Source organism: Amycolatopsis sp. NPDC021455, from assembly GCF_040640995.1.
Taxonomy (GTDB): Bacteria; Actinomycetota; Actinomycetes; order Mycobacteriales; family Pseudonocardiaceae; genus Amycolatopsis.
In genome coordinates, this window is record NZ_JBFACT010000108.1 from 1 (window position 1) to 20,417 (window position 20,417).

Below are 20,417 nucleotides of genomic sequence, written 5' to 3' on the forward strand. Positions count from 1 at the left end.
CTCACCGGCCGAGTTGGCCGGTGGTGACGGTCGCGGCACTTAAAGTGTTCGCGTGACGACACCGGCCCAGCACGACCGCGACCTGGCGGAGGGACTCGACGCCGCAGCCGCCGTCACGAAGGAGCGGGCACCCGCCGGAACGTCTTGCGGTACTCGCTCGGGCTGACCTGCACGGTCTGGGCGAACTGGACGCGGAAGTTGCTGGGTGACGGGAACCCGACCTGGCCCGCGATGCGGTCGATCGTGTGGTCGGTGAGCTCCAGCAGTTCCTGGGCGTGCCGGATGCGGACGCCGGTCAGCCACTGGATCGGGCTCTGCCCGGTCTCGGCGTGGAAGTGCCGGGTCAGCGTGCGGGCGCTCATGCCCGCCGCGTCGGCGATGTCGGCGAGCATCAGCGGGCGGTGGGCGTTCTCCTCGATCCACGCGAGCGCCTTTTCCAGCGTCGCGGTCTGGTAGGTCGGGCGGTTGCGGAGGATGTACCGGCCCTGCCCGCCGGTGCGTTGCAGGGGCGCGACGGCGAGCCGCGCGGCGTCGGCGGCGACCGCGACACCGTAGTCGCGTTCGACGATGTGCAGGCACATGTCCAGCCCCGCCGACGCCCCCGCGGACGTCAGGATCTGCCCGTTGTCGACGTAGAGCGCGTCCGGGTCGACCCGGACGGCCGGGTACCGGCGGGCCAGTTCGTCGGTGGCGAGCCAGTGCGTGGTCGCCCGCTGCCCGTCGAGCAGCCCGGCCTCGGCGAGGGTGAAGGCGCCGACGCAGATCGAGGCGACCCGCGTTCCGCGGGCCACCGCCGCGCGCAGGAACTCGGCCACGCCGTCCGGGACCGGCCGGTTCGGGTCGTTCCGGCCGGGAACGACGACGAGGTCGGCGTGCTCGACGTCGTCGAGCCGCGCTTCGACGGCGAGCCGGACCGGTCCGGCGCCGACGACCGGGTCCGGGCCGGCGACGACGATCCGGTAGCCGCCGCGGCCATCCGGCAGCCTGGCCCGCCCGAGCGTCTCGATCGGCGTGGCCAGATCGAAGGCGATCACATCGTCGAGCGCGAGCACCGCGACCGTGTACATACGGCCAACGTACTCGGCCAGATCCAGGCGCCCGACAGCGTGATCGCCACTCAGCGGTATTCGGGGGTCCAGCGCGTCCGCCGCACCGCCTCCGCCACCTCGTCTTCGCTCAGCTCCGGGGCGACGCCGTCCTTCACCGCTTGGACCGCGACCGCCGTGGCGATGTGCGTCGCGATCTCCGGGACGTCTTCCCACGCCGGCAGCAGCGGCTCGACCGGGTCGGCGAGCGCCGGCGACGCCTCGCCCAGTGTCCTGGCCGCCACCCGCATCATCTCGTCGGTGACCCGGGTCGCCCGGGCGGCCGTCACCGCCAGCCCCATGGCCGGGAAGATGTACACGTTGTTGCACTGGGCGATCCGGCGCGCCTTGCCGCCGCGCTCGACCGGCGCGAACGGTGAGCCGGTCGCGACCAGCGCCCGTCCGTCGGTCCACTCGTCCAGCTCCCGCGGATGCGCTTCGGCCCGGCTGGTCGGGTTCGACAGCGGGAAGATGATCGGCCGCTCGGTCTTGTTCGCCATCTCCCGCACGATTTCCTCGGTGAACGCGCCGGCCGCCGTGGACAGGCCGAGCAGCACGCCCACCTCGACGTGGTGCACGACGTCGGCCAGCCCGGTGCCGTCCCAGTCCGCGACGCGCTTCGCCGGCTGCGCGAACCGGCGCTGCCCGTCCGACAGCCCCGTCCGGTCGTCGGTGAGCAGCCCGTCGATGTCCACCACCCAGATCCGCTCCGCGGCTTCGGCGTCGGACAGGCCCTGCGCGACCATCTCCTGGCGGATCATCTCCAGCACGCCGATCCCGGCCGAACCGGCACCGAGCATGACGACCTGCTGCTCGGCCAGCGGACGCCCGGCGACCTGCGCCGCGCCCTGCAACGCGCCGAGCGTGACCGCCGCGGTGCCCTGGATGTCGTCGTTGAACGTGAGCATCTCCCCGCGGTAGCGCTCGAGGATCGGCAAGGCGTGCGGTGTCGCGAAGTCTTCCCACCGCAGGAGAACGTCCGGCAGCTCTTCGCGTACCGCCGTCACGAACTCGTCCACGAAGGCGTAGTACTCGTCGTCGCCGATCCGGCGGTGGCGCCAGCCCAGGTAGTTCGGGTCCTCCAGCCGCTCGACGTTGTCCGTGCCGACGTCCAGGACGACCGGGAGCGTCCGGGCGGGGTCGATGCCGCCGATGAGCGTGTACAGCGACAGCTTGCCGATCGGGATGCCCATCCCGCCGATCCCCTGGTCGCCCAGGCCGAGGATGCGCTGCCCGTCGGTCACGACGATGACGTCGACGTCCCGGTTCGGGCGGTTCCGGAGCACCTCGCGCAGCCGTCCCCGGTCGGGGTAGGCGACGAACAGGCCGCGTGGGCGGCGGTAGATGTCGCTGAACCGCTCGCACGCCTCCCCCACCGTGGGCGTGTAGACGATCGGCAGCATCTCCTCGACGTGCCCGGCGAGGAGCCGGTAGAACAACGTCTCGTTGCGGTCCTGCAGCGCCCGCAGGTAGATGTGCTTGTCCAGGTCGTCACGACGCCGGGAGAACTCCTGGTAGGTGTGGGCCACCTGGTCTTCCAGGGTCTTCACCGCATACGGCAGCAGGCCGAGCAGGCGCAGCTCAGCACGTTCCTCGCGGGTGAACGCGGTCCCTTTCGTCGTCAGCGCGTCGAACAGGCTGTTCTGTCCTTTGTGTACCATCAGCGTCTCCGCAGGCCGGGTTCGTCGTCCGGGCACGACACTGCCACATCGGACGGCCCGGTGCCGATCACCGGCTCCCGGGCGCCGGTCCGTTCGGCACCGGCGCCCGCCACCACGACGAACGCCACCCCGGCCACCGCGGCCGCGTCCGGAACCTGGTGCAGCACAACGAGTCCGATCGCGAGCGCGAGCGCCGGCTCGAGGCTCATGAGCGTCCCGAACGCGGCCGTGGTGAGGCGCCGCAACGCGAGCATCTCGAGACTGAACGGCACCACGGGAAGCAGGACGGCGAGCCCGAGCCCGGCGAGCAGCAGCTGCCACGTCAGGTGCCCGAACACGGCGGGCCCGGACAGCAGGGTCGCGACGATCCCGGCCACCGGCATCGACACGGCCAGCCCGCGGACGCCGGAAACCTCGTCGCCGACCCACTGCGTCAGCAGGATGTAGCAGGCCCAGCAGACCGCCGCCGCGAGCGCGAACCCCACGCCCGCCGGGTCCGCGCCGCCGTGCCACGGCTGCGTCAGCAGCACCACGCCGGCGGCCGCGAGGACGGGCCACAGCTTCCGGCCGCCGCGGCCGCGGACGACCGCCACGGTCAGCGGCCCGAGGAACTCGAGCGCGCTCGCCGTGCCCAGCGGCAGGCGCGCCACCGCCTGCATGAACAGCATGGTCATCCCGGCCGTGACCCCGCCCAGCGCCACGCAGGCGAGCAGCGTCTTCCGCCGGAACGACGACGGCCGCGGCCGCACCACGACGGCGAGGAGCACGCCGGCCCACGAGAGCCGCAGCCACGCGGCTCCCTCGGGACCGACGCGGTCGAACAGGCCGACGGAGACGGCGAGACCGAGCTGGACGCACAGCATGGCCGCGACCGCGAGGGCCGCGCCGGAGCGGGGTGAGGGTGGCACGGCTCCAGGGAATACCGCCGACAACGTTCGTGTCCACGTGTCGATCGTGGACATATCGTTCGGAAATCCTGAACAATCAGCGCGTGGACACGCGTAGGCTGCGATATCTCCTCGAGCTGTCGCGGCACGGCTCGATGCGGGCGGTGGCGGATGTGCTCGACACCACGACGTCGACGGTCTCCCAGCAGATCGCCGCGCTGGCCCGGGAAGCCGGCGCGCCCTTGCTGGAACCCGACGGCCGCCGCGTGCGCCTGACCCCGGCGGGGCAGCGCCTGGCCGACCACGCCGTGACGATCCTGGCCGCCGTCGAAGCCGCCCGCGCCGACCTCGACCCGCACGCCGCACCGGCGGGGACCGTCCGCGTCGGCGGGTTCGCCACGGCTGTCCGGCGTTCCGTGCTGCCCGCCATGGCCGACCTCGCCGGGAGCCACCCCCGCGTGCGGGTCGCCGTCAGCGAGTACGAGCCCGCCGAAGCGCTGGCCGCCCTGCTCGCCGACGATCTCGACCTGGCCCTCGTCTACGACTACGACCTCGCGCCCGCCACCACGGATCCGGCGGTCGCCGTCAGTCCACTGTGGACGACGCCGTGGGGCCTCGCCGTCCCCGCGGCCGACGCGGACCGGGTGCGCGGCGAAGGAACCCTCGCCGTCTTCGAGGCCTTCCGGGACCACGACTGGATCGGCAATTCCCGCAACACCGCGGACGAGGACGTGATCCGCACGCTCGCGTCCATGGCCGGGTTCACGCCCCGGTTCACGCACCGCGCGGACAGCCTCGACCTGGTCGAGGACCTGATCACCGCCGCCGGCCGCGGCGTCGGCCTGCTCCCGATGGGACGCGCCACCCCGGCGGGGGTCACCCTGCTGCCGCTGACCGATCCGGCCGTGCGGCACCGGGCCTTCGCGTGCACCCGCCGGGGCCGTGCCGGCTGGCCACCGCTGGCCTTGGTGCTGGAGCTGCTGGCCCGCTGACCCCGGCTCTCATGCGCCCCAATGTGGCGTTGGTTGCGCTCAACGCACCGAATGTGGCGTTGGTTGCGTCCAACGCACCCAATGTGGCGTTCGGTGCGCCCAACGCACCCAATGTGGCGTTCGGTGCGCCCAACGCACCCAATGTGGCGTTCGGTGCGCCCAACGCACCCAACGCCACATTGGGGCGCTTGGGACTGGGTCGTCACCGGGCGGTCGAGAGCACCGTGCGGGAGGTCAGCCTGCCCTTCTCGGGTTCCCGCGTCACCTGGCCGGCCGCCACCGCCGCCGTCAGCGCGCCGACCGCGTCCTCGGCGCGGTAGATCGTCTCGAGCAGCGTGAACCGCTGCAGCTCGGCGACGGTGCCGGAGCTCCGCCGGTCCAGTTCCGCCAGCAGCGCCCGCCGCAACGGCAGCAGCTGCGGGGTGAGGGAGATGTCGACCAGCGTGCCCTCGGCGTCGCGCGGGTCGCGGTAGCGGATGCCCGCGAACTCGTCCACCGCCCACAGCTCGTTCTTGAACGTCGCGAGGTGCCGCTCGTCCGCCGTCGCGAAGACCAGCGTCCGCGCGCTGCCGTCCTCGGCCACCAGGTCCACGGCCACCGCGCACGCGAGGCCCGCCGCCCGCAGCCGGTCGCGGTGGTCCGTGCCCGGCTCGGCCGCGAGCAGGACCTCGTGCGCCTTGCCCCGCACCAGGGACGGCGGCCAGGCGCCGGTCAGGTGGGCCAGCATCGGCCCGGGCACGGCGACTTCGCCGAGGTCGGCGACCGTCCGGACGGCCAGCCCGGCCGGTACCTCGGTGGGGGCGGGCCGCCCTACGAGCACCGCCTCCAGGTGATGGCCGGCCAGCCGGTCGGCGAACTCGCCGAAGACCCGGAACGCGTCGGCCGCGAAGCCGCCGCACTCCACGTACGTCCCGCCGCGCGGCGACCGCAGGACGGTCGCCGTCCACGCGTCGAGGTACCGCACCAGCACGTCACGCTCCACGGAAACGTGCGGGTCAGGACGCCGGACGCGCTCCGCCACGCCTCCGGTTGTACCGCACTCGCCCGCTCGTCACCAGACTCGCGTTGCGTTGGCGGACACCGGGAAGCGGCGGAAGGACTTCCGGGCAGACTTCGGTCAGCCCTCGTCTTCACCCGATGGTGTGGTGTTAACTGTCCCGACAGACAGAGAGCGTTTCCCCGACCTCGGCTGCGACGGCACAAAGCAGTACCGGTTCGCCCGCCCCGCCCGGAAAGGCCGTCCTCGATGCGAGTGTCCGCCCCGCTGTCGTCCGGTCAGCAACGCCTGTGGACCGTCTCCCAGCTGGACGGGGCCGGACCGGCCTACAACGAGACCATGGCGTTCTCGCTGCGGGGACCGCTGGACCGCGAGGCGTTGCAACGCGCCTTCGACGCCCTTGCCGACCGCCACGAAGCCCTGCGGACCCGGATCGTCGTCGAGGACGGCCGGCCGGTGCAGGTCGTCGAACCCGCCGGTCACGGGTTTCCGTGCGTGGTCACCGAGGTCGCCGGGCCGGAGGAGGCGGCCGAGCTGCGGCGGGCCGATGCGGTGGAGCCGTTCGACCTGACGCGGGCGCCGCTGGGCCGGGCGCGGTTGCTGGCCGGGGCGGCGCCCCCCGGTTTCCACGCTACCGGGGACCACCGACAGTTCCGGGCGGGCGAGGAGCACGTCCTGCTGATCACCGTGCACCACGTCGTCTTCGACGGCTGGTCCCGGACCCTGCTGCTGCGGGAGCTGGGCCTCCTCTACGCCGCTCAGCTGGCTGGGACAGAACCGGATCTGCCGCCCGCGCGGCCCTACCGCGAGCACTCCCGGGCGCAGCAGGACTGGCTGGCCGGGGACGGTCCGGTGCCGCACGAGACGTACTGGCGGGACCGGCTCGACGGCGTGCCGCCGGTGCTGGAGCTGCCCGCCGACCGGCCGCGCCCGGCCCGGCAGGACTACCGGGGCGCCCGGGTGCCGGTCGCCCTCGGGCCGGACCTCACCGCGCGGCTCAAGGCGGTGGCGCGCGAGCACGGCGTCACGCTCTACTCCACCATCCTGACCTGCTGGTTCATCCTGCTTTCCCGGCTTTCCGCGCAATCTGACATCGTTGTCGGCGTCCCGACCGCCAACCGCGGCGACGGCGGCGAGCACCCCGACACGATCGGGTTCTTCGTCAACACCCTCGCCGTGCGCGCCGAGCTGGGCGGTTCCCCCACCGGTGCCGCTCTGCTCAAGCAGGTCCGGGCCACCTTGCGCGGCGCGATCGACCACGTCGAGCTGCCGTTCGAACGGGTCGTCGAGCTGGTGAACCCGCCGCGCAGCCCGGCGCACACCCCGCTGTTCCAGACGATGTTCGCCTGGGTGCCGACCATGCACGACCTCCTGGAGCTGCCGGGGGTGACCGTCGAGCCCGTCGACGTCGAGCACGCCCCCGCGAAGTTCGACCTCGCCCTCGGGCTCGCCGACGAAAACGGCGACGTCCTGGGGCACCTCGACTACGCCGTCGCCCTCTTCGACCACGCCACCGCCGAGCGGTACGCGCGGTACCTCGTCCGGCTGCTGGACCAGCTGGCCACGCGACCCGGCGCCGACATCGCGAGCTACGAACTCCTCGACGACGACGAACGCCGCGAGATCCTCACCGCCTGGAGCACCGGTCCCCGCCCGAACCGGCGCCCCGGCGGGCTCGTCGAGCGGTTCACCACCCACGCCGACACGACCCCGGACGCCCCGGCTCTCGTCTGCGACGACCGGACCCTCACCTACGGCGAACTGGACCGCCGCAGCACGAGGCTGGCGAACGCCCTGCGCCGTCGCGGCGCCCGGCCGGGCGGGGTCGTGGCCATCCACAGTGGACGGTCGGCCGAGCTGGTGGTCGCGGTGCTGGGCGTGCTGAAGACCGGGGCCGCCTACCTCCCGCTCGACCCGGCCCAGCCGGCCACCCGGAGGGCGGCGATGGTCGAGGACGCGCGCCCGGTCCTGGTCCTGGGCGACGACGTCACCGAACTCGAGGCCGAAGGCGACGAAACCCGGAGACCGGTCGCGACCGACCCTCGCGATACGGCTTACGTGATCTACACGTCGGGGTCGACCGGGCGGCCGAAGGGCGTCGCCGTGACCCACCACAGCGTTCTCGCCCTCTTCGACCAGTGGCTGGACCGCTTCGGCGCGACGCCCGGCGAAGCGACGTCGGCGTGGTCGAGCATCGGTTTCGACGCCTCGGTGCACGAACTCCTGCTGCCCCTGACCACCGGCGCCGTGCTGCACGTCGTGCCCGAGGACGTCCGGCCCGACCCCGCGGCCCTGATGGCGTGGCTGCGGGAACACCGAGTGGTCCAGGCCTTCTTGCCGCCCGCCTACGTCCGGTGGATCGACGAGGACCCCACGCGCCTGCACGGGCTCGCGCTGCGGCAGCTGCTGACCGGCGTCGAACCGCTGCCGGAGGCCGCACTCGCCCGGTTCGCCGCGGCCTTGCCGGGCCTGCGGATCTGCTTCGGCTACGGGCCGACCGAAGCCACGCTCTACGCCACCGCGCACTTCGACCCGGAACCCCGCGACCGTCCGGCCCCGATCGGACGGCCGCTGCCCGGCTCGCGGCTGTACCTCCTGGACGAGCGGCTGCGCCCGGTCCCGCCGGGTGTCGTGGGCGAGGTCTTCCTGGCCGGCGACTGCCTGGCCCGCGGGTATCTGCACCGGCCGGGCTTGACCGCCGAACGGTTCGTCGCGGACCCGTTCGTGCCCGGCGACCGCATGTACCGCACCGGCGACCTCGCGCGGTGGCTGCCCGGCGGTGCGGCCGAGTACGCCGGCCGCCGCGACGACCAGATCAAGCTGCGCGGCTTCCGCATCGAACCCGGCGAGGTGACGGCCGCGCTGCTGGCCGTCCCCGGCGTCCGGGAGGCCGCCGTGCTGGTGGACCGCGAAGGCGAGCCGCGGCTCGTCGCCGGCGTCGCGGGCGGCGGCCGGACCCCGCACGAATGGCGGGCCGCGCTGGCCGACCGGCTGCCGGACTACATGATCCCGTCGGTGTTCGCCGAGTTCGACCGGCTGCCCTTGAGCCGCAGCGGCAAGCTCGACCGCGACGCCGTGCTGGCCCGCGCCCGCGCCAGCGCGCCCGTGGCGGTCAACACCGCCGCCCCGCGCGACCACGTCGAACTGGCCCTGCTGCGGATCTGGCGGGACCTGCTGCTGCACCCCGCGATCGGCGTCTCGGACGACTTCTTCGACGTCGGCGGCACGTCGATCTCGGCGATCAAGCTGGCCCACGCGATCGGCGCGGAGTTCGGCCGCGAGCTGCCGATCCGGGACGTCATCCTGCACCCGACCATCGAGGCGCAGGCCGCGCTGCTGCGGGCGGACAGCCCGCTGGGCGGTGGCAGCCTGATCGAGTTCCGGCGCGGCGCCGGGCGGGCCCGCGTCGTCTGCGTGCACCCGGCCGGTGGCACGGCGTTCTGCTACCTGCCGCTCAGCGCTCTCCTGCCCGAAGACGCCGGTGTCGTCGGGATCCAGTCCCCCGGGCTCAACGCCGGCGAAGAGCCGTTGCCGAGCGTCGAGGCGATGGCCGAGGAGTACCTGCGGCTCGTCGACCCGCGGCCCGCCGAAGTGCTGGTCCTTTGTGGACTCTCCTACGGCGGTCTGGTCGCCTACGAGATGGGACGCCGGCTCGCGGCGCACCATCCGCGCGTCAGCGTCGTCCTGCTCGACACGACCGCCACCGACGACCCGGCCGCGAAGGCGGCGATCGAGCCGGTGTCCGCGGCCGAGTTCCGCGAGAAACTGGTCCGCTTCAACGGGATGTACCCCGGGATCGAGGACGCGCAGATCGAGCGCTACCACCGCACGTACAACCACAACCGGTTGACCGCGCGCCAGCACGACCCCGGCGAAACCCCGGCGCGGGTGGTGTTCGTGCAGGCCGTCGGCGAGGACCCGATCCCCGGCACCGAGGAGTTCTGGCGCCGCCGCGCCCGCGGCGAGTTCGAGGTGGTCCCAGCGGACTGCGGACACTGGGACATGCTGGAAAGCGATGCGCTGCCGCTGGTCGCGAAGCTGATCTCGGCCGAGCTGGCGGCCCGATGACCTCGATCGCCCGCCGCGTCCACGACCGGGCCCTGCGGCACCCGGACGCCCTCGCCGTGTCCGACGGCGACCGTCGCCTCACCTACGCCGAGCTGAACGCGGGCGCCGCCGCCGTCGCGGAAGCCCTGTCCCGCCGCGGGATCCGGCCGGGTGACGCGGTCGCCGTCGCTCTCCCCCGCTCGGCCGAGCTGATCCAGGTCATGCTGGGCGTGCTGCGCCTGGGCGGCCAGGTCGTGCCACTGGACCGGCAGAGCCCGCCCGCGCGCCGCGAGGTCATCCTCGCCGACGCCGGCGCGGCGGCCGTCGTCAGCGACGAACTGCCCGGCGTCACCCCGGCCGAGCTCCTGGCGAGCCCCGCCGAGGTGGGCGTGCCCGCCGAACCCGCGCCGGCGTCGTTCCTCTTCTCCACCTCCGGCACGACCGGGCGCCCCAAGGGCGTCGAGGTCCGCGACGCCGGTGTCCTGCGCCTGGCCGAACCCGGCTGGCTCGACATCGGCACCCGGTTCGCCTGCCTGGCCAACCCCGCCTTCGACGCGATCAGCTTCGAGGTGTGGGTGCCGCTGCTGACCGGCGGCACGTGCGTGATCCTCGACGACGACACCGTCCGCGACCCGCGGGCCTTCGCCGACGCGCTGGTCCGCGAGCGCGTCGACACGATGTTCGTCACCGCGACGCTGTTCAACGCGGTCGCCGAGACCGTGCCGGGCAGCTTCGCCACCGTGCGCCGGGTCGTCATCGGCGGCGAGCAGCTCAACGCCCCGCTGATCCGCCGGTGGTACCAGGCCAACCCCGGCTCGCCGACGCGGCTGCAGAACGGCTACGGCCCGACCGAGACGACGACGTTCGCCCTCAGCTACGCCATCCCGCGAGGCTTCGACGGCGACGTCGTGCCGATCGGCCGCCCGCTGCCGGGCACCGGCGCGGTCGCGGTGACGCCGGACGAGCGCGTGGCCGCCGAAGGCGAGGTCGCCGAGCTGTACATCTCCGGGGCGGGTGTCGCGCTCGGCTACCGCGGCCTGCCCGCGGAGACGGGGCAGCGGTTCGTCCGGCTGCCGTGGCTGGACGAGGGCCGTGCCCGGTTCTACCGCACCGGTGACCTGGTCCGCGTGCTGCCGGGCGGCCGGTACGCCTACGTCGGCCGCACCGACCGGCAGGTCAAGGTCCGCGGGTTCCGGATCGAGCCGGGAGAGCTGGAGCAGCGGCTCCTCGCGCACCCGGAAGTCCGGCAGGTCCACGTCGCCGTCCGCCGGGCGGCCACGGCCGAGCTGCTCGCCTTCGTCGTGGCGGGCGACCTGTCCTTCGAGGCGTTCGAAGCGCACCTGGCCGAAACCGTGCCGGCTTACATGCGGCCGCACCACGTGTTCCGCGTCGGCGAGCTGCCCCGGAACGCGAACGGGAAGGTCGACGAAGCCGCGCTGCTGGCCGGTGGGTTCTCGCCGTGGCGGCCGGACACCGGCGGCGAGGCGACCGCGTGGGAGCGCGAAGTCCTGGACGTCGTGTCGGAGACTCTCGACGTGCCGGATCTTCACCCCGGCGACACGTGGCTGCGGTCCGGCGGCGACTCGCTCAAGGCGTTGCGGCTGCGGTTCGCGATCCGCGAGCGGTGGGGCGCGGACCTGGCGCCTTCCGTGGTGCAACGCGGGACCTTCGCCGACCTCGCCGCGGCCGTTTCCGCGGCGGGGCGAGCGGCGTACCCGGAGCCGGGGCCGCCGACGACCGCGCCGTCGGCCCCGGCGACCAGCGAGCAGCAACGGCTTTGGCTGCTGCAGCAACGGAATCCGGCTTCCACGGCGTACCACGTGCCACTCGCCTTCAGCGTCACCGGCTCACCCGACGTCGACGCTTTGCGCCGGGGCGTGCGGGGGCTCGTGGAGCGGCATCCGGCGCTGCGGACCGCGTTCGAAGCCACTCCCGACGGCCTGCGGCAGGTGGCGAAGGAACCGTACGACCCGTGGACCGGACCTTCCGGCGACTTCTTCACCGCGCCCTTCGACCTCGCCTCGGGTCGCCTGCTGCGCGCGGCCTGGCGGCCCGACGGCACGTTCTTGCTGTGCCTGCACCACATCGCGGTCGACGGCTGGTCGCTGAACATCCTCTTCCGCGAGCTGTCCGGAGTCACACCGCGGCCGGACGCGCACACACCGTTCGACTTCGCCGCGTGGCAGTCCCGCTGGTTCGCCTCCCCCGGCTACCGCGCCCAGCTGACCGACCGGGCCGACGACGCCGAGCCCCTCGGTGACGCGTCCCTGGCCGGGCGGCTGCACACGACCCGCATCGGACGCGAGCGCGTCGACGAGTGGGCCGGTGAGCTGGGCCTGACGCGGTTCCAGCTCCTGCTCGGCGTGTTCGCCTGGAGCCTCTACGCGGTGACCGGGCGGACCCGGCCCCGGATCGCCGCCCCGGTGGCGAACCGGCCGGTGCGGGAGTTCGAGGACAGCGTCGGGATGTTCGCCAACACGGTCCGGCTGCCGGTGTCGGTCGACCCGGACGAGGACCTGGGCACCCAGCTCCGGCGGCTCGGCGAGGCCGCGGGTGCCGCGCTGGACCACCAGGACGTCGCGTTCGCCGACCTCGACCCGGCGTATGCGGCTTTCGACTACCTGTTCGTCCTGGAGAACACCGACTTCGCGGCGCTGCGACTCCCCGGCTGCTCGATCAGTCCACAATGGATCGAGGCGGCCGAGGCCAAGTGCGCACTCACGCTGTCGGTCGTGGAACGGCCCGACGGCTTCGACTGCCTCTGGGAGTACGGGGAAGGCCACTTCACCGAAGCCGAGGCGACGGCCCTCGGCGAAGTCTTCGACCGCGCGTTGCACGCCGATGCCCGGACTCCGGACCGCCGCGACCACGGCCGGGGTGCCGCGGCGGAGCTGACGTGGGAAACCGTGGCGGACGGCTTCGCGCGTCAGGTCGCTCGGACGCCCGATGCCCCGGCGCTCAGCGGCGACACGACCCTGACCTACGCCGAGCTGGACGCGCACGCGGCCCGGCTCGCGGCCACCCTGCCCGAGGACGCCACGGACATCGCGCTGTACTTCCGGCCGTCCGCCGAGCACGTCGTCGCGCTCCTCGCCCTCGCGCGGCTGAACATCACCGCCGTGCCGCTGGATCCCGCCTACCCGCCGGAGTTACTGCGGGAAATGGTCGGCCGGGTCCGGCCGCGCTGCGTCCTGCTCGCCCCCGGTGAAACGTTCGACACGGACGTCGAACGGCGGTTCGTCACGCTCGACGGCGGCCCGGTGCCGGACGTCCCGGCCCGGCACGCCGGACGCCCGCTCTACACGCTGTTCACCTCCGGCTCGACCGGCGTGCCCAAGGGCGTGCGCGTCCCGGACCGCACCCTGGCGAACCTGCTGCAGTGGCAGGACGCGCCGCCCGCGGCGACGCAGCAGTTCTCGATGCTGTCGTTCGACGTGTCGTTCCAGGAGATCTTCACGACCCTCTGCGGCGGCGGGACGCTGCACCTGATCCGCCCGGAGTGGCGCCACGACGTCCCGGCACTGCTGGACCGGCTGGAAACCGCGGGCATCGAACGGATCTTCCTGCCGTACGTGGCGCTGCAGCTGCTCGCCGAACACGGCGTCCGGCTCGGGCGGTACCCGTCGCGGCTGCGGGACGTGATCACCGCCGGCGAGCAGCTGGTGTGCACGCCGGCGATCCGGCGGTGGTTCACCGGGCTGCCCGGCGCGCGCCTGCACAACCACTACGGGCCGACCGAAACCCACGTCGTCAGCGCACTGACCCTCGACGGCGATCCGGCGGAGTGGCCCGACCGGCCCGCCATCGGCCGTCCGGTGGCGAACGCGGTCCTGCGGGTCGCCGACGCCGCGGGTGCGCCGGTGCCGCCGGGGCAGGTCGGCGAGCTGCTCATCGGCGGTCTTCCGGCGAACCGGTGCTACCTCGGCGACGCGGCGCCGGAGAAGTTCGCCGAGCTGCCGGAGCTGTACTACCGCAGCGGCGACCTCGCGCACTTCGACCGTGCCGGGCTGCTGCACTTCGACGGCCGCGCCGACCAGCAGGTCAAGCTGAGCGGGCATCGCCTCGAACTCGGCCAGGTCGAGGCCGCGCTCCTGCGGCACCCGGACGTCGTCAACGCGGTCGTCGCGGCCGAACACGGCCGGCTGACCGCGTTCCTGGAATGCCGCCGGACGCCTTCCGCCGCGGAACTGGCCGATTTCCTGCGGCCGCTGCTGCCACCGCACGCGCGGGTGGACCGCTTCCGCGTCGTCGACGTCCTGCCACGCACGCCGAGCGGGAAGCTGGACCGGGACGCCGCGGCCCGCGCGCCGGGGACGGACCTGCATCGGACGGTGGCCCGGCCGTCGAGCGAGCTGGCGGCGCTGTTCGAGGAGGTGACCGGCGCGCCGATCGGTCCGGACGAGACGTTCTTCGCGGCCGGCGCCGGCTCGCTGTCGCTGATGAAGTTCCACCTGCGCTGCGCGGAAGCCGGCTACCGGTTCACCGTGGCGGACCTCTTCGAGCACGTCACGCTCCGGGACCTGACGCGGCACCTCGAAAGCGGCCCGGCTGCGGCCGGCGTGTCTGCTCAGGGTGCCGCCGACGAGCCGGTGGCCGTCGTCGGCATGGCGGTGCGGCTGCCCGGCGCACGGGACCTGGCGGCGTTCTGGGAGCTGGTCGTTTCGGGTCGCCGGGGCATCGAGGAGTTCCCGGCCGCGGACGGCCTGGTCGGCGCGCGCAGCCTCCTGGCCGATCCCCTGGCGTTCGACCCCGCTTATTTCGGCGTCAGCCACCGCGACGCGGCGCTGATGGACCCGCAGCAACGGCAGCTGCTGATGACGTGCGTGGAGGCGCTGGCGCACGCCGGGATCACTTCGGGTGCGGGTGTCGGGCTGATCGCCGGCTGCGGCGAGAACACCTACTTCCAGCAGATGCTGCGCGAAGCCGACCCGGCGGCACTGCCGGACGGCTTCCAGCTGGCCCTGCACCACGAGAAGGACTTCCTGGCGACGAAGGTGGCGTACCACCTCGACCTGACGGGTCCGGCGCTGACGACCCAGACGGCGTGTTCGAGTTCGCTGGTGGCGGTCCACCAGGCGGCGGGACTGCTGCGCGGCGGTGAGGCGGAGGTGATGCTGGCGGGCGGGGTGCTCGTCGACGTCACCCTCGCGGAGGGCTACCGGTACCGCCCGCAGCACATCTTTTCGCCGGACGGCCACTGCCGCCCGTTCAGCGACGACGCGGACGGCACGGTGGGCGGCAGCGGCGTCGGGGTGGTGGTGCTGAAGCCGTTGTCGGCGGCCCGCCGCGACGGCGACACGGTGTACGCGGTGATCACGGGTTCGGCGCTGACCAACGACGGCGCGGTGAAGCAGGGCTACAGCGCACCCTCCCCGGCCGGGCAGCGCTCGGCGATCCGGGCCGCGCTCCGGCGGGCCGGCCGCTCGGGCGCGGACGTCGGGTACGTGGAGACGCACGGGACGGGAACCCGCCTCGGCGACCCGATCGAAGTGGCGGCCCTGCGCGAGGCGATGCCGGATGTCTCGGCGTGCGCGCTTTCTTCGGTGAAGAGCCAGATCGGCCACCTGGGCGCGGCGGCCGGGGTGGTGGGCTTGATCCGCGCGGCCTTGGCGGTGCACCACGGGGTGCTGCCGCCGACGGCGGATTTCCGCGAGCCGAATCCGGCTTTGGACCTGGGGCCGTTCCGGGTGCCGACGTCCGCCGAGCCGTGGCCCGCGGGCCCGCGGGTGGCGGGGGTGAGCAGCTTCGGCATCGGCGGGACGAACGCGCACGTGGTGCTGGAGTCGGTCCGGCCGGTACCGCCGTCGCGTCCGGAGCCCGCGCGGTGCCTGGTGCTGTCGGCCCGCAGCGCGGCGGCTTTGCGCCTCGACGCGGCCCGGGTGGCAGGCTACCTGACTGCACACCCATCGTCCTATGTGGACGTTCTCCGGCACCTGCAGTCGGGCCGCCCGGAGGGCCCCTGGCGCCTGGCGGCGGCCTGCGAGGACGCGGCTGCGGCGGTCGAGTGGCTGCGCACGGCCGTGCCCCAGGAGGTGACCACCACCCCGGAGCTTTCACGTGAAAGCTCCGCTTCCGAGTGGGCACTTTCACGTGAAAGTGCCCTTCTGTCCGCGGCTGAGCTGGCTGCTGCCTGGCTGCCCGGCGCTTCCGTCGAGTGGGGCCAGTCCCCCGCGCCTGCGCCGTGGGACTTTCCGCCGCCCGCCTTCGACGCCCAGGACTTCGACTTCCCGCGGCGGCCCGTCGCCACCCGGCTGCCCGAAGGCGAGTGGCTGCACCAGCCCACCTGGGTCCGTCTCCGCCGGGCCACGACCGCCGCCACCACCGGCCGCACCCTCGTCATCTCCGGCGAAGGCCCGCTCACCGCACCCGCCCTCGACGCCGCCTACCCGCGCGTCGTGCGCGTCCACGCAGCAGAACACTTCGCCCGGCGAGGCCCCGACACCTTCGAAGCCGACCCGGCCGACACCGCGCACCTCCGCCAGGTTCTGGAAGCGTTGCCGGACAACGAAATCGACTGGCTCCACACCCTCCCGCTCGGCATCACCGGCCCCGTCGGCGAAAAGTCACTGAACCAGGCGCGATGGGCCTGCCTCGACACCCCCGCGGCCCTCCTCCGCGCTGCCCACGGCCGTCCACTCCGGACCTGGTGGGTCTCCGCCGGGGCCGCGCCCGCGAACACCGCCGTCACGCGTCCCGAAGCCGGGCTGCTCGCCGGGATCACCGCCGTCGGCCCGCAGGAGTCCGGCGTCCCCGGCCATTGGGTCGACCTCGAAGGCCCCGAGCTGGACCCGGCAGCCGACCTCCTCACCGGACCGACTCCGCCCGAGCGCGTCGCCCTCCGGAACGGGTTCTGGTGGACGCAAGGCAGCGCGCCCGTCAGTCCCGGCGAATTCTCGCCAGCGGAAGGGACCCACCTCGTTCTCGGGGGCACCGGCGGCATCGGGACCGCCGTCGCCGAAGAACTGCTGACCCGCACGACCGGCCGCGTCATCCTGCTCGCGCGCCACCCCCACCTGCCCGCAGCGCTCAAGCCGTGGGCCGGCCGCGTCGACCTGCTGGCCGCCGACCTCACGAAGACGACCGCCGACGCGATCCCCGCTCCGCTCACCGGGATCGTCCACGCGGCCGGGACACCGACCGGCGGCCTCATCGCCACCCGAGCCGAAGGCACGCAAGACGTCAAGCTCGCCGGCGCCCTCCTCGTGGAACAGCTCATCGAACGCGACCGGCCGAAGTTCGCCGTCTACTGCTCGTCACTGTCGGCGCAGTTCGGCGGCACCGGCCAGCTGGACTACGCCGCCGCCAACGGGTTCCTCGACGCCCTCGCCCACCGCGACGGCCCGACCGCCCGGATCGCCCTGGGCTGGGACGTCTGGCGCGACAGCGGCATGGCCGTCAACGCCCTGGAAACCGACGCCCGGCACCAAGCCCACCTCGCCGTCGGCCTCAGCGACGACGAAGGCCGACGCACCTTCGCCCGCGCGCTGGGCACGGGTCTCCCGCAAATCCTCATCGCGACGACCGGCCTGGAAACCGCCCGCGGCTTCCACGAACGGGACGCCACGCCGACGGCCGAACCGGCCGAGGCGGACCTGACCGAGGAAGTCCGCGCCCTCCTGGGCGTCGCCGAACTCGACCCGGACGTCCCGCTCTACGACCTCGGCGCCGACTCCCTGACCCTGCTGGACGTCGTCGACTCGGTGAAACGCCTCTACGGCGTCGACCTCGACCTCGCCTGGCTCGGCCCGGAGGTGACGATGGCCGCGTTGCTGGCAAAGCTCGCCGAAGCCGCGGACACCGGCGAAGTCGTCGTGCAGGTCTGGCGCGAAGGGACGACGCCGGACGTCGTCTGCCTCGTGCATCCCGTCGGCGGGGATGTCCACGCCTACCGTCCGCTGGTCGAAGCCCTGCCGCCCGAACTCGGCGTCTGCGTGATCGCCGACCCCGCGCTGAGCAGACCGCAACCGCCAGGCTGGTCCATAAAGGACCGCGCACACCGCTACTACACGGCGATGCGAACGCGGTTCCCCGGTCGCACCTGGCAGCTGGCCGGGTGGTCGTTCGGCGCCTGGGTCGCGGCCGGCATGGCCGCCGAAGCCGAGGCGGCCGGGCAGCCGGCGCGGGCGCTGCACCTCATCGACCCGCCGCCGCCCGGCGCGAGCGCCGCCGACTACAGCGACACGCAACTGGAGACGGTCTTCGAACGCGAGCTGGGCGCCTCCGGCGGCACCGCGGGCGAGCACGCGCAGAAGCTCGCCCGCGCGTGCCGGGCCAACCTCGCGAGCATGGCCGGGCACGAACTGCCCCGCCTGGCCGCGACGCCCAGCCACGTCTGGCTCGCCACCGAACCCGAACCCGGCCTGCCCGTGGCCGGCCGCGACGGCTGGCGAGCCCTGCTGCCCGAGCCGAGCCACTGGCACGAACTGCCCGCCACCCACTACGGCATCGTGCGCGCCCCGCACGTCACCGCCGTGGCCGCGGCCATCGGACTGTGAGACCCGCAGGAGGAAAGGAAACCATGGAGCAGTACGAACTCGACGCCGTCAAGCGGATCACGACGCGGCCGGCGCGGGACTACCGGACCCTGGACGTCCGGGGCCTGACCCCGGTCATCGGCGCCGAGGTCACCGGGCTCGACCTGACCCGGGAGCTGACCGACGAGCAGCTCACCGAGCTCAAGACGGCGTTCCTGGACCACCACGTGCTGGTGTTCCGCGACCAGGACATCACGGTGGCGGACCACAAGCGCCTGGCCGCGAGCTTCGGCGAGCTGCGCCCGGTGAACCCGCCGCCCGAGCACGGCGACCCGTACATCCTCGAGGTCGCCACCGCGCCGGAGTCGGCGAACGTGTTCGGCAACGGCTGGCACGCCGACGGCACCGCCGACGAAGAGCCGTCGCTGGGTTCGATGCTCCACATCACGCGGATGCCGGAGCCGGGCAGCGGCGGCGACACGCTCTTCGCGAACATGCACCTCGCGTACGACATGCTGTCGCCGAAGCTGAAGGAGCTGCTGGCCGGCCTGACCGCGATCCACGACGGCGCCCACGCCTTCCGCGGCCACAAGATCCCGGCGGGCTACGAGCCGCCGGTCAGCGAGCACCCGGTGGTGGTGCGGCACCCGGAAACCGACCGGCCGCTGCTGTACGTCAACCCGGCCTACACCTCGCGCATCCCGCAGCTGTCGGCCGACGAGAGCCAGGCGGTGCTCGACCTGCTGTTCTCGGTCGTGCCGAACCGCCCGATGCTCGCCTGCCGCGTGCGGTGGGAGCCGAACACGCTGGTGTTCTGGGACAACCGCTGCGTCCAGCACCACGCGACGTACGACTACTACCCCCACACCCGCTTCGGCCACCGCGTCGCGATCAACGGCGGCCCGCTCAAGGGCTGACAGGAGCACCATTGTCGACCGAACCTGTGGACGTCCGCGATCCGGCCGTCCTCGACGACCCGATGCGCGGCTACGACCGCATCCTCGCCGCGTCGCCGGTCTGCCGGGCCCGCCTGGCGAACGGCGAGGAGGGCTGGCTGGTCACCGGCAGCGCCGAGGTCCGCGCCGTGCTGTCGGATCCGGCCGTGCGCAACGATCCGACCGGCCTGCCGGGGCAGGGCGCGCAGACGCAGGAGGCGGCGTTCCTCGCGCTGGGCACACCGCCAGAGCACCTGCCGTACCTGAGGGCGAGCCTGCTGAGCCTCGACGGCGCCGAGCACACGCGGCTGCGGCGCAGCATCAGCCACGCCTTCGGCGCGACCCGCGTCGCCACGCTGCGCCCGCGGGTGCAGCAGATCGTCGACGAGCTGCTGGACGGGCTGGGCGAGACGGCGGACCTGCTCGAGGAGTACGCGTACCCGTTGGCGATGGCGGTGGTGTGCGAACTGGTCGGAGTGCCCGAAGCGGACTGGGCGGACTGGTACCGCTGGGGCAAGGTCCTGGTCGACGGCGCCCCGGCCCGGATCACGCCGACGCTGGGCGAGATGTTCGCCTACTGCCACGCTTTGGTGGACCGGCGCCGGGCGGACCCGCGGGAGGACCTGCTGAGCGAGGTCGTCGCCCAGGAGGACCTGACCGACGTCGACGCCGTGGCTCTCGTGGTGTTCCTGGTGCTGGCTGGGCACGAGACGATGGCGCACATGCTGTCCAACGCGGCGCTCGCGTTGATGCGCGACCCGGCCCAGCTCTCGCTGCTGCGGGCGGAGCCCGAGCTGTGGCCGGCCGCGGTGCGGGAGCTGGTCCGCACGGACGGCCCGGTCCAGCTGGCCCGCTTGCGTTACGCGGCAACCGACATGGTCGTCGGTGGCGTACGGATCAGCGCGGGCGACGCGGTGCAGGCGGTCCTCGGCGCGGCCAACCGCGACCCGGCGCAGTTCGCCCACCCGCATGCCGCGGACGTCCGGTGGCAAGCCGAGCACGGCGGCCGGGAGGGAAGCGTCGGATTCGGCTGGGGGCCGCACTTCTGCCTCGGGGTCGCGTTGGCGAAGGTGGAGGCGGAAGTCGCGCTGCGGAGCTTGTTCGACCGGTTTCCGGCGGTGGAGCCGGTTTCCGAGCCGGCGTGGGTGCCGTTGCCGCGGGCCCGCCACCGGGTCGCCTTGCAGGTCCGGCTGCGCTGACGCCGCAGACGGCGTGCCTTGGCGCCGCTCCGCCCTCGGCCCAAGCGCCCCAATGTGGCGGTGGGGGGGGGCCACCCCCCCCACCCCACCTACGAAGTGAAAAAGGAAGGAAAAAAAACACCAGCCCGGATAAAGAGTAG

At 73.4% G+C, this 20,417-nt stretch carries 9 protein-coding genes; 5 read left to right on the plus strand and 4 right to left on the minus strand.

The genetic code is table 11. From position 1 onward, the window contains the following. Positions 1-113: 113 nt before the first annotated feature. The 3 genes from AB0G28_RS46870 to AB0G28_RS46880 are packed head-to-tail and all read right to left on the minus strand — an operon-like array spanning position 114 to position 3,654. Positions 114-1,067 carry a helix-turn-helix domain-containing protein gene (locus tag AB0G28_RS46870; protein WP_361105294.1) on the minus strand — a complete coding sequence of 318 codons (954 nt, stop codon included), beginning with the start codon at positions 1,065-1,067 and terminating at the stop codon, positions 114-116. A gap of 50 nt (positions 1,068-1,117) precedes the next feature. Further along, complete coding sequence (locus AB0G28_RS46875; RefSeq protein WP_361105297.1) at positions 1,118-2,746, minus strand: NAD-dependent malic enzyme; 1,629 nt, start codon at positions 2,744-2,746, stop codon at positions 1,118-1,120. Beyond that, positions 2,746-3,654 (minus strand): EamA family transporter, encoded by a 909-nt coding sequence (locus AB0G28_RS46880; protein WP_361105300.1) that lies wholly within the window; start codon positions 3,652-3,654, stop codon positions 2,746-2,748. The genes AB0G28_RS46875 and AB0G28_RS46880 overlap by 1 nt, the downstream gene beginning before the upstream one ends. 83 nt (positions 3,655-3,737) lie before the next feature. Between AB0G28_RS46880 and AB0G28_RS46885 the strand changes: the two genes are divergently transcribed. Next, positions 3,738-4,625: a LysR family transcriptional regulator gene (locus tag AB0G28_RS46885; protein WP_361105303.1), complete on the plus strand. Its 888-nt coding sequence runs from the start codon at positions 3,738-3,740 to the stop codon at positions 4,623-4,625. Between the two features lie 202 nt (positions 4,626-4,827). Here the strand turns inward: AB0G28_RS46885 and AB0G28_RS46890 are convergent, their stop codons facing one another. Beyond that, entirely contained in the window at positions 4,828-5,646 is an 819-nt protein-coding gene (locus AB0G28_RS46890; RefSeq protein WP_361105306.1) for a hypothetical protein, read from the minus strand. Between the two features lie 225 nt (positions 5,647-5,871). Between AB0G28_RS46890 and AB0G28_RS46895 the strand changes: the two genes are divergently transcribed. From AB0G28_RS46895 to AB0G28_RS46910, 4 genes are read left to right on the plus strand one after another with little or no spacing between them, the layout of a single operon-like run. Beyond that, positions 5,872-9,690 carry an amino acid adenylation domain-containing protein gene (locus AB0G28_RS46895; RefSeq protein ID WP_361105309.1) on the plus strand — a complete coding sequence of 1,273 codons (3,819 nt, stop codon included), beginning with the start codon at positions 5,872-5,874 and terminating at the stop codon, positions 9,688-9,690. After that, positions 9,687-18,164 carry an amino acid adenylation domain-containing protein gene (locus AB0G28_RS46900; protein WP_361105312.1) on the plus strand — a complete coding sequence of 2,826 codons (8,478 nt, stop codon included), beginning with the start codon at positions 9,687-9,689 and terminating at the stop codon, positions 18,162-18,164. The genes AB0G28_RS46895 and AB0G28_RS46900 overlap by 4 nt, the downstream gene beginning before the upstream one ends. Positions 18,165-18,187: 23 nt before the next feature. Then, complete coding sequence (locus AB0G28_RS46905) at positions 18,188-19,060, plus strand: TauD/TfdA family dioxygenase (RefSeq protein WP_361105315.1); 873 nt, start codon at positions 18,188-18,190, stop codon at positions 19,058-19,060. 11 nt (positions 19,061-19,071) lie between these two features. Continuing rightward, the gene (locus AB0G28_RS46910) at positions 19,072-20,277 is read left to right on the plus strand and encodes a cytochrome P450 (protein ID WP_361105318.1); all 1,206 of its coding nucleotides are present in this window, start codon (positions 19,072-19,074) and stop codon (positions 20,275-20,277) included. Positions 20,278-20,417 lie beyond the last annotated feature (140 nt).

Excerpts from the sequence above, each read along its gene's own strand:
- AB0G28_RS46870 (WP_361105294.1), bottom strand. The coding sequence starts at position 1,067 with ATGTACACGGTCGCGGTGCTCGCGCTCGACGATGTGATCGCCTTCGAT.
- AB0G28_RS46875 (WP_361105297.1), bottom strand. The coding sequence starts at position 2,746 with ATGGTACACAAAGGACAGAACAGCCTGTTCGACGCGCTGACGACGAAA.
- AB0G28_RS46895 (WP_361105309.1), top strand. The coding sequence starts at position 5,872 with ATGCGAGTGTCCGCCCCGCTGTCGTCCGGTCAGCAACGCCTGTGGACC.
- AB0G28_RS46900 (WP_361105312.1), top strand. The coding sequence starts at position 9,687 with ATGACCTCGATCGCCCGCCGCGTCCACGACCGGGCCCTGCGGCACCCG.
- AB0G28_RS46905 (WP_361105315.1), top strand. The coding sequence starts at position 18,188 with ATGGAGCAGTACGAACTCGACGCCGTCAAGCGGATCACGACGCGGCCG.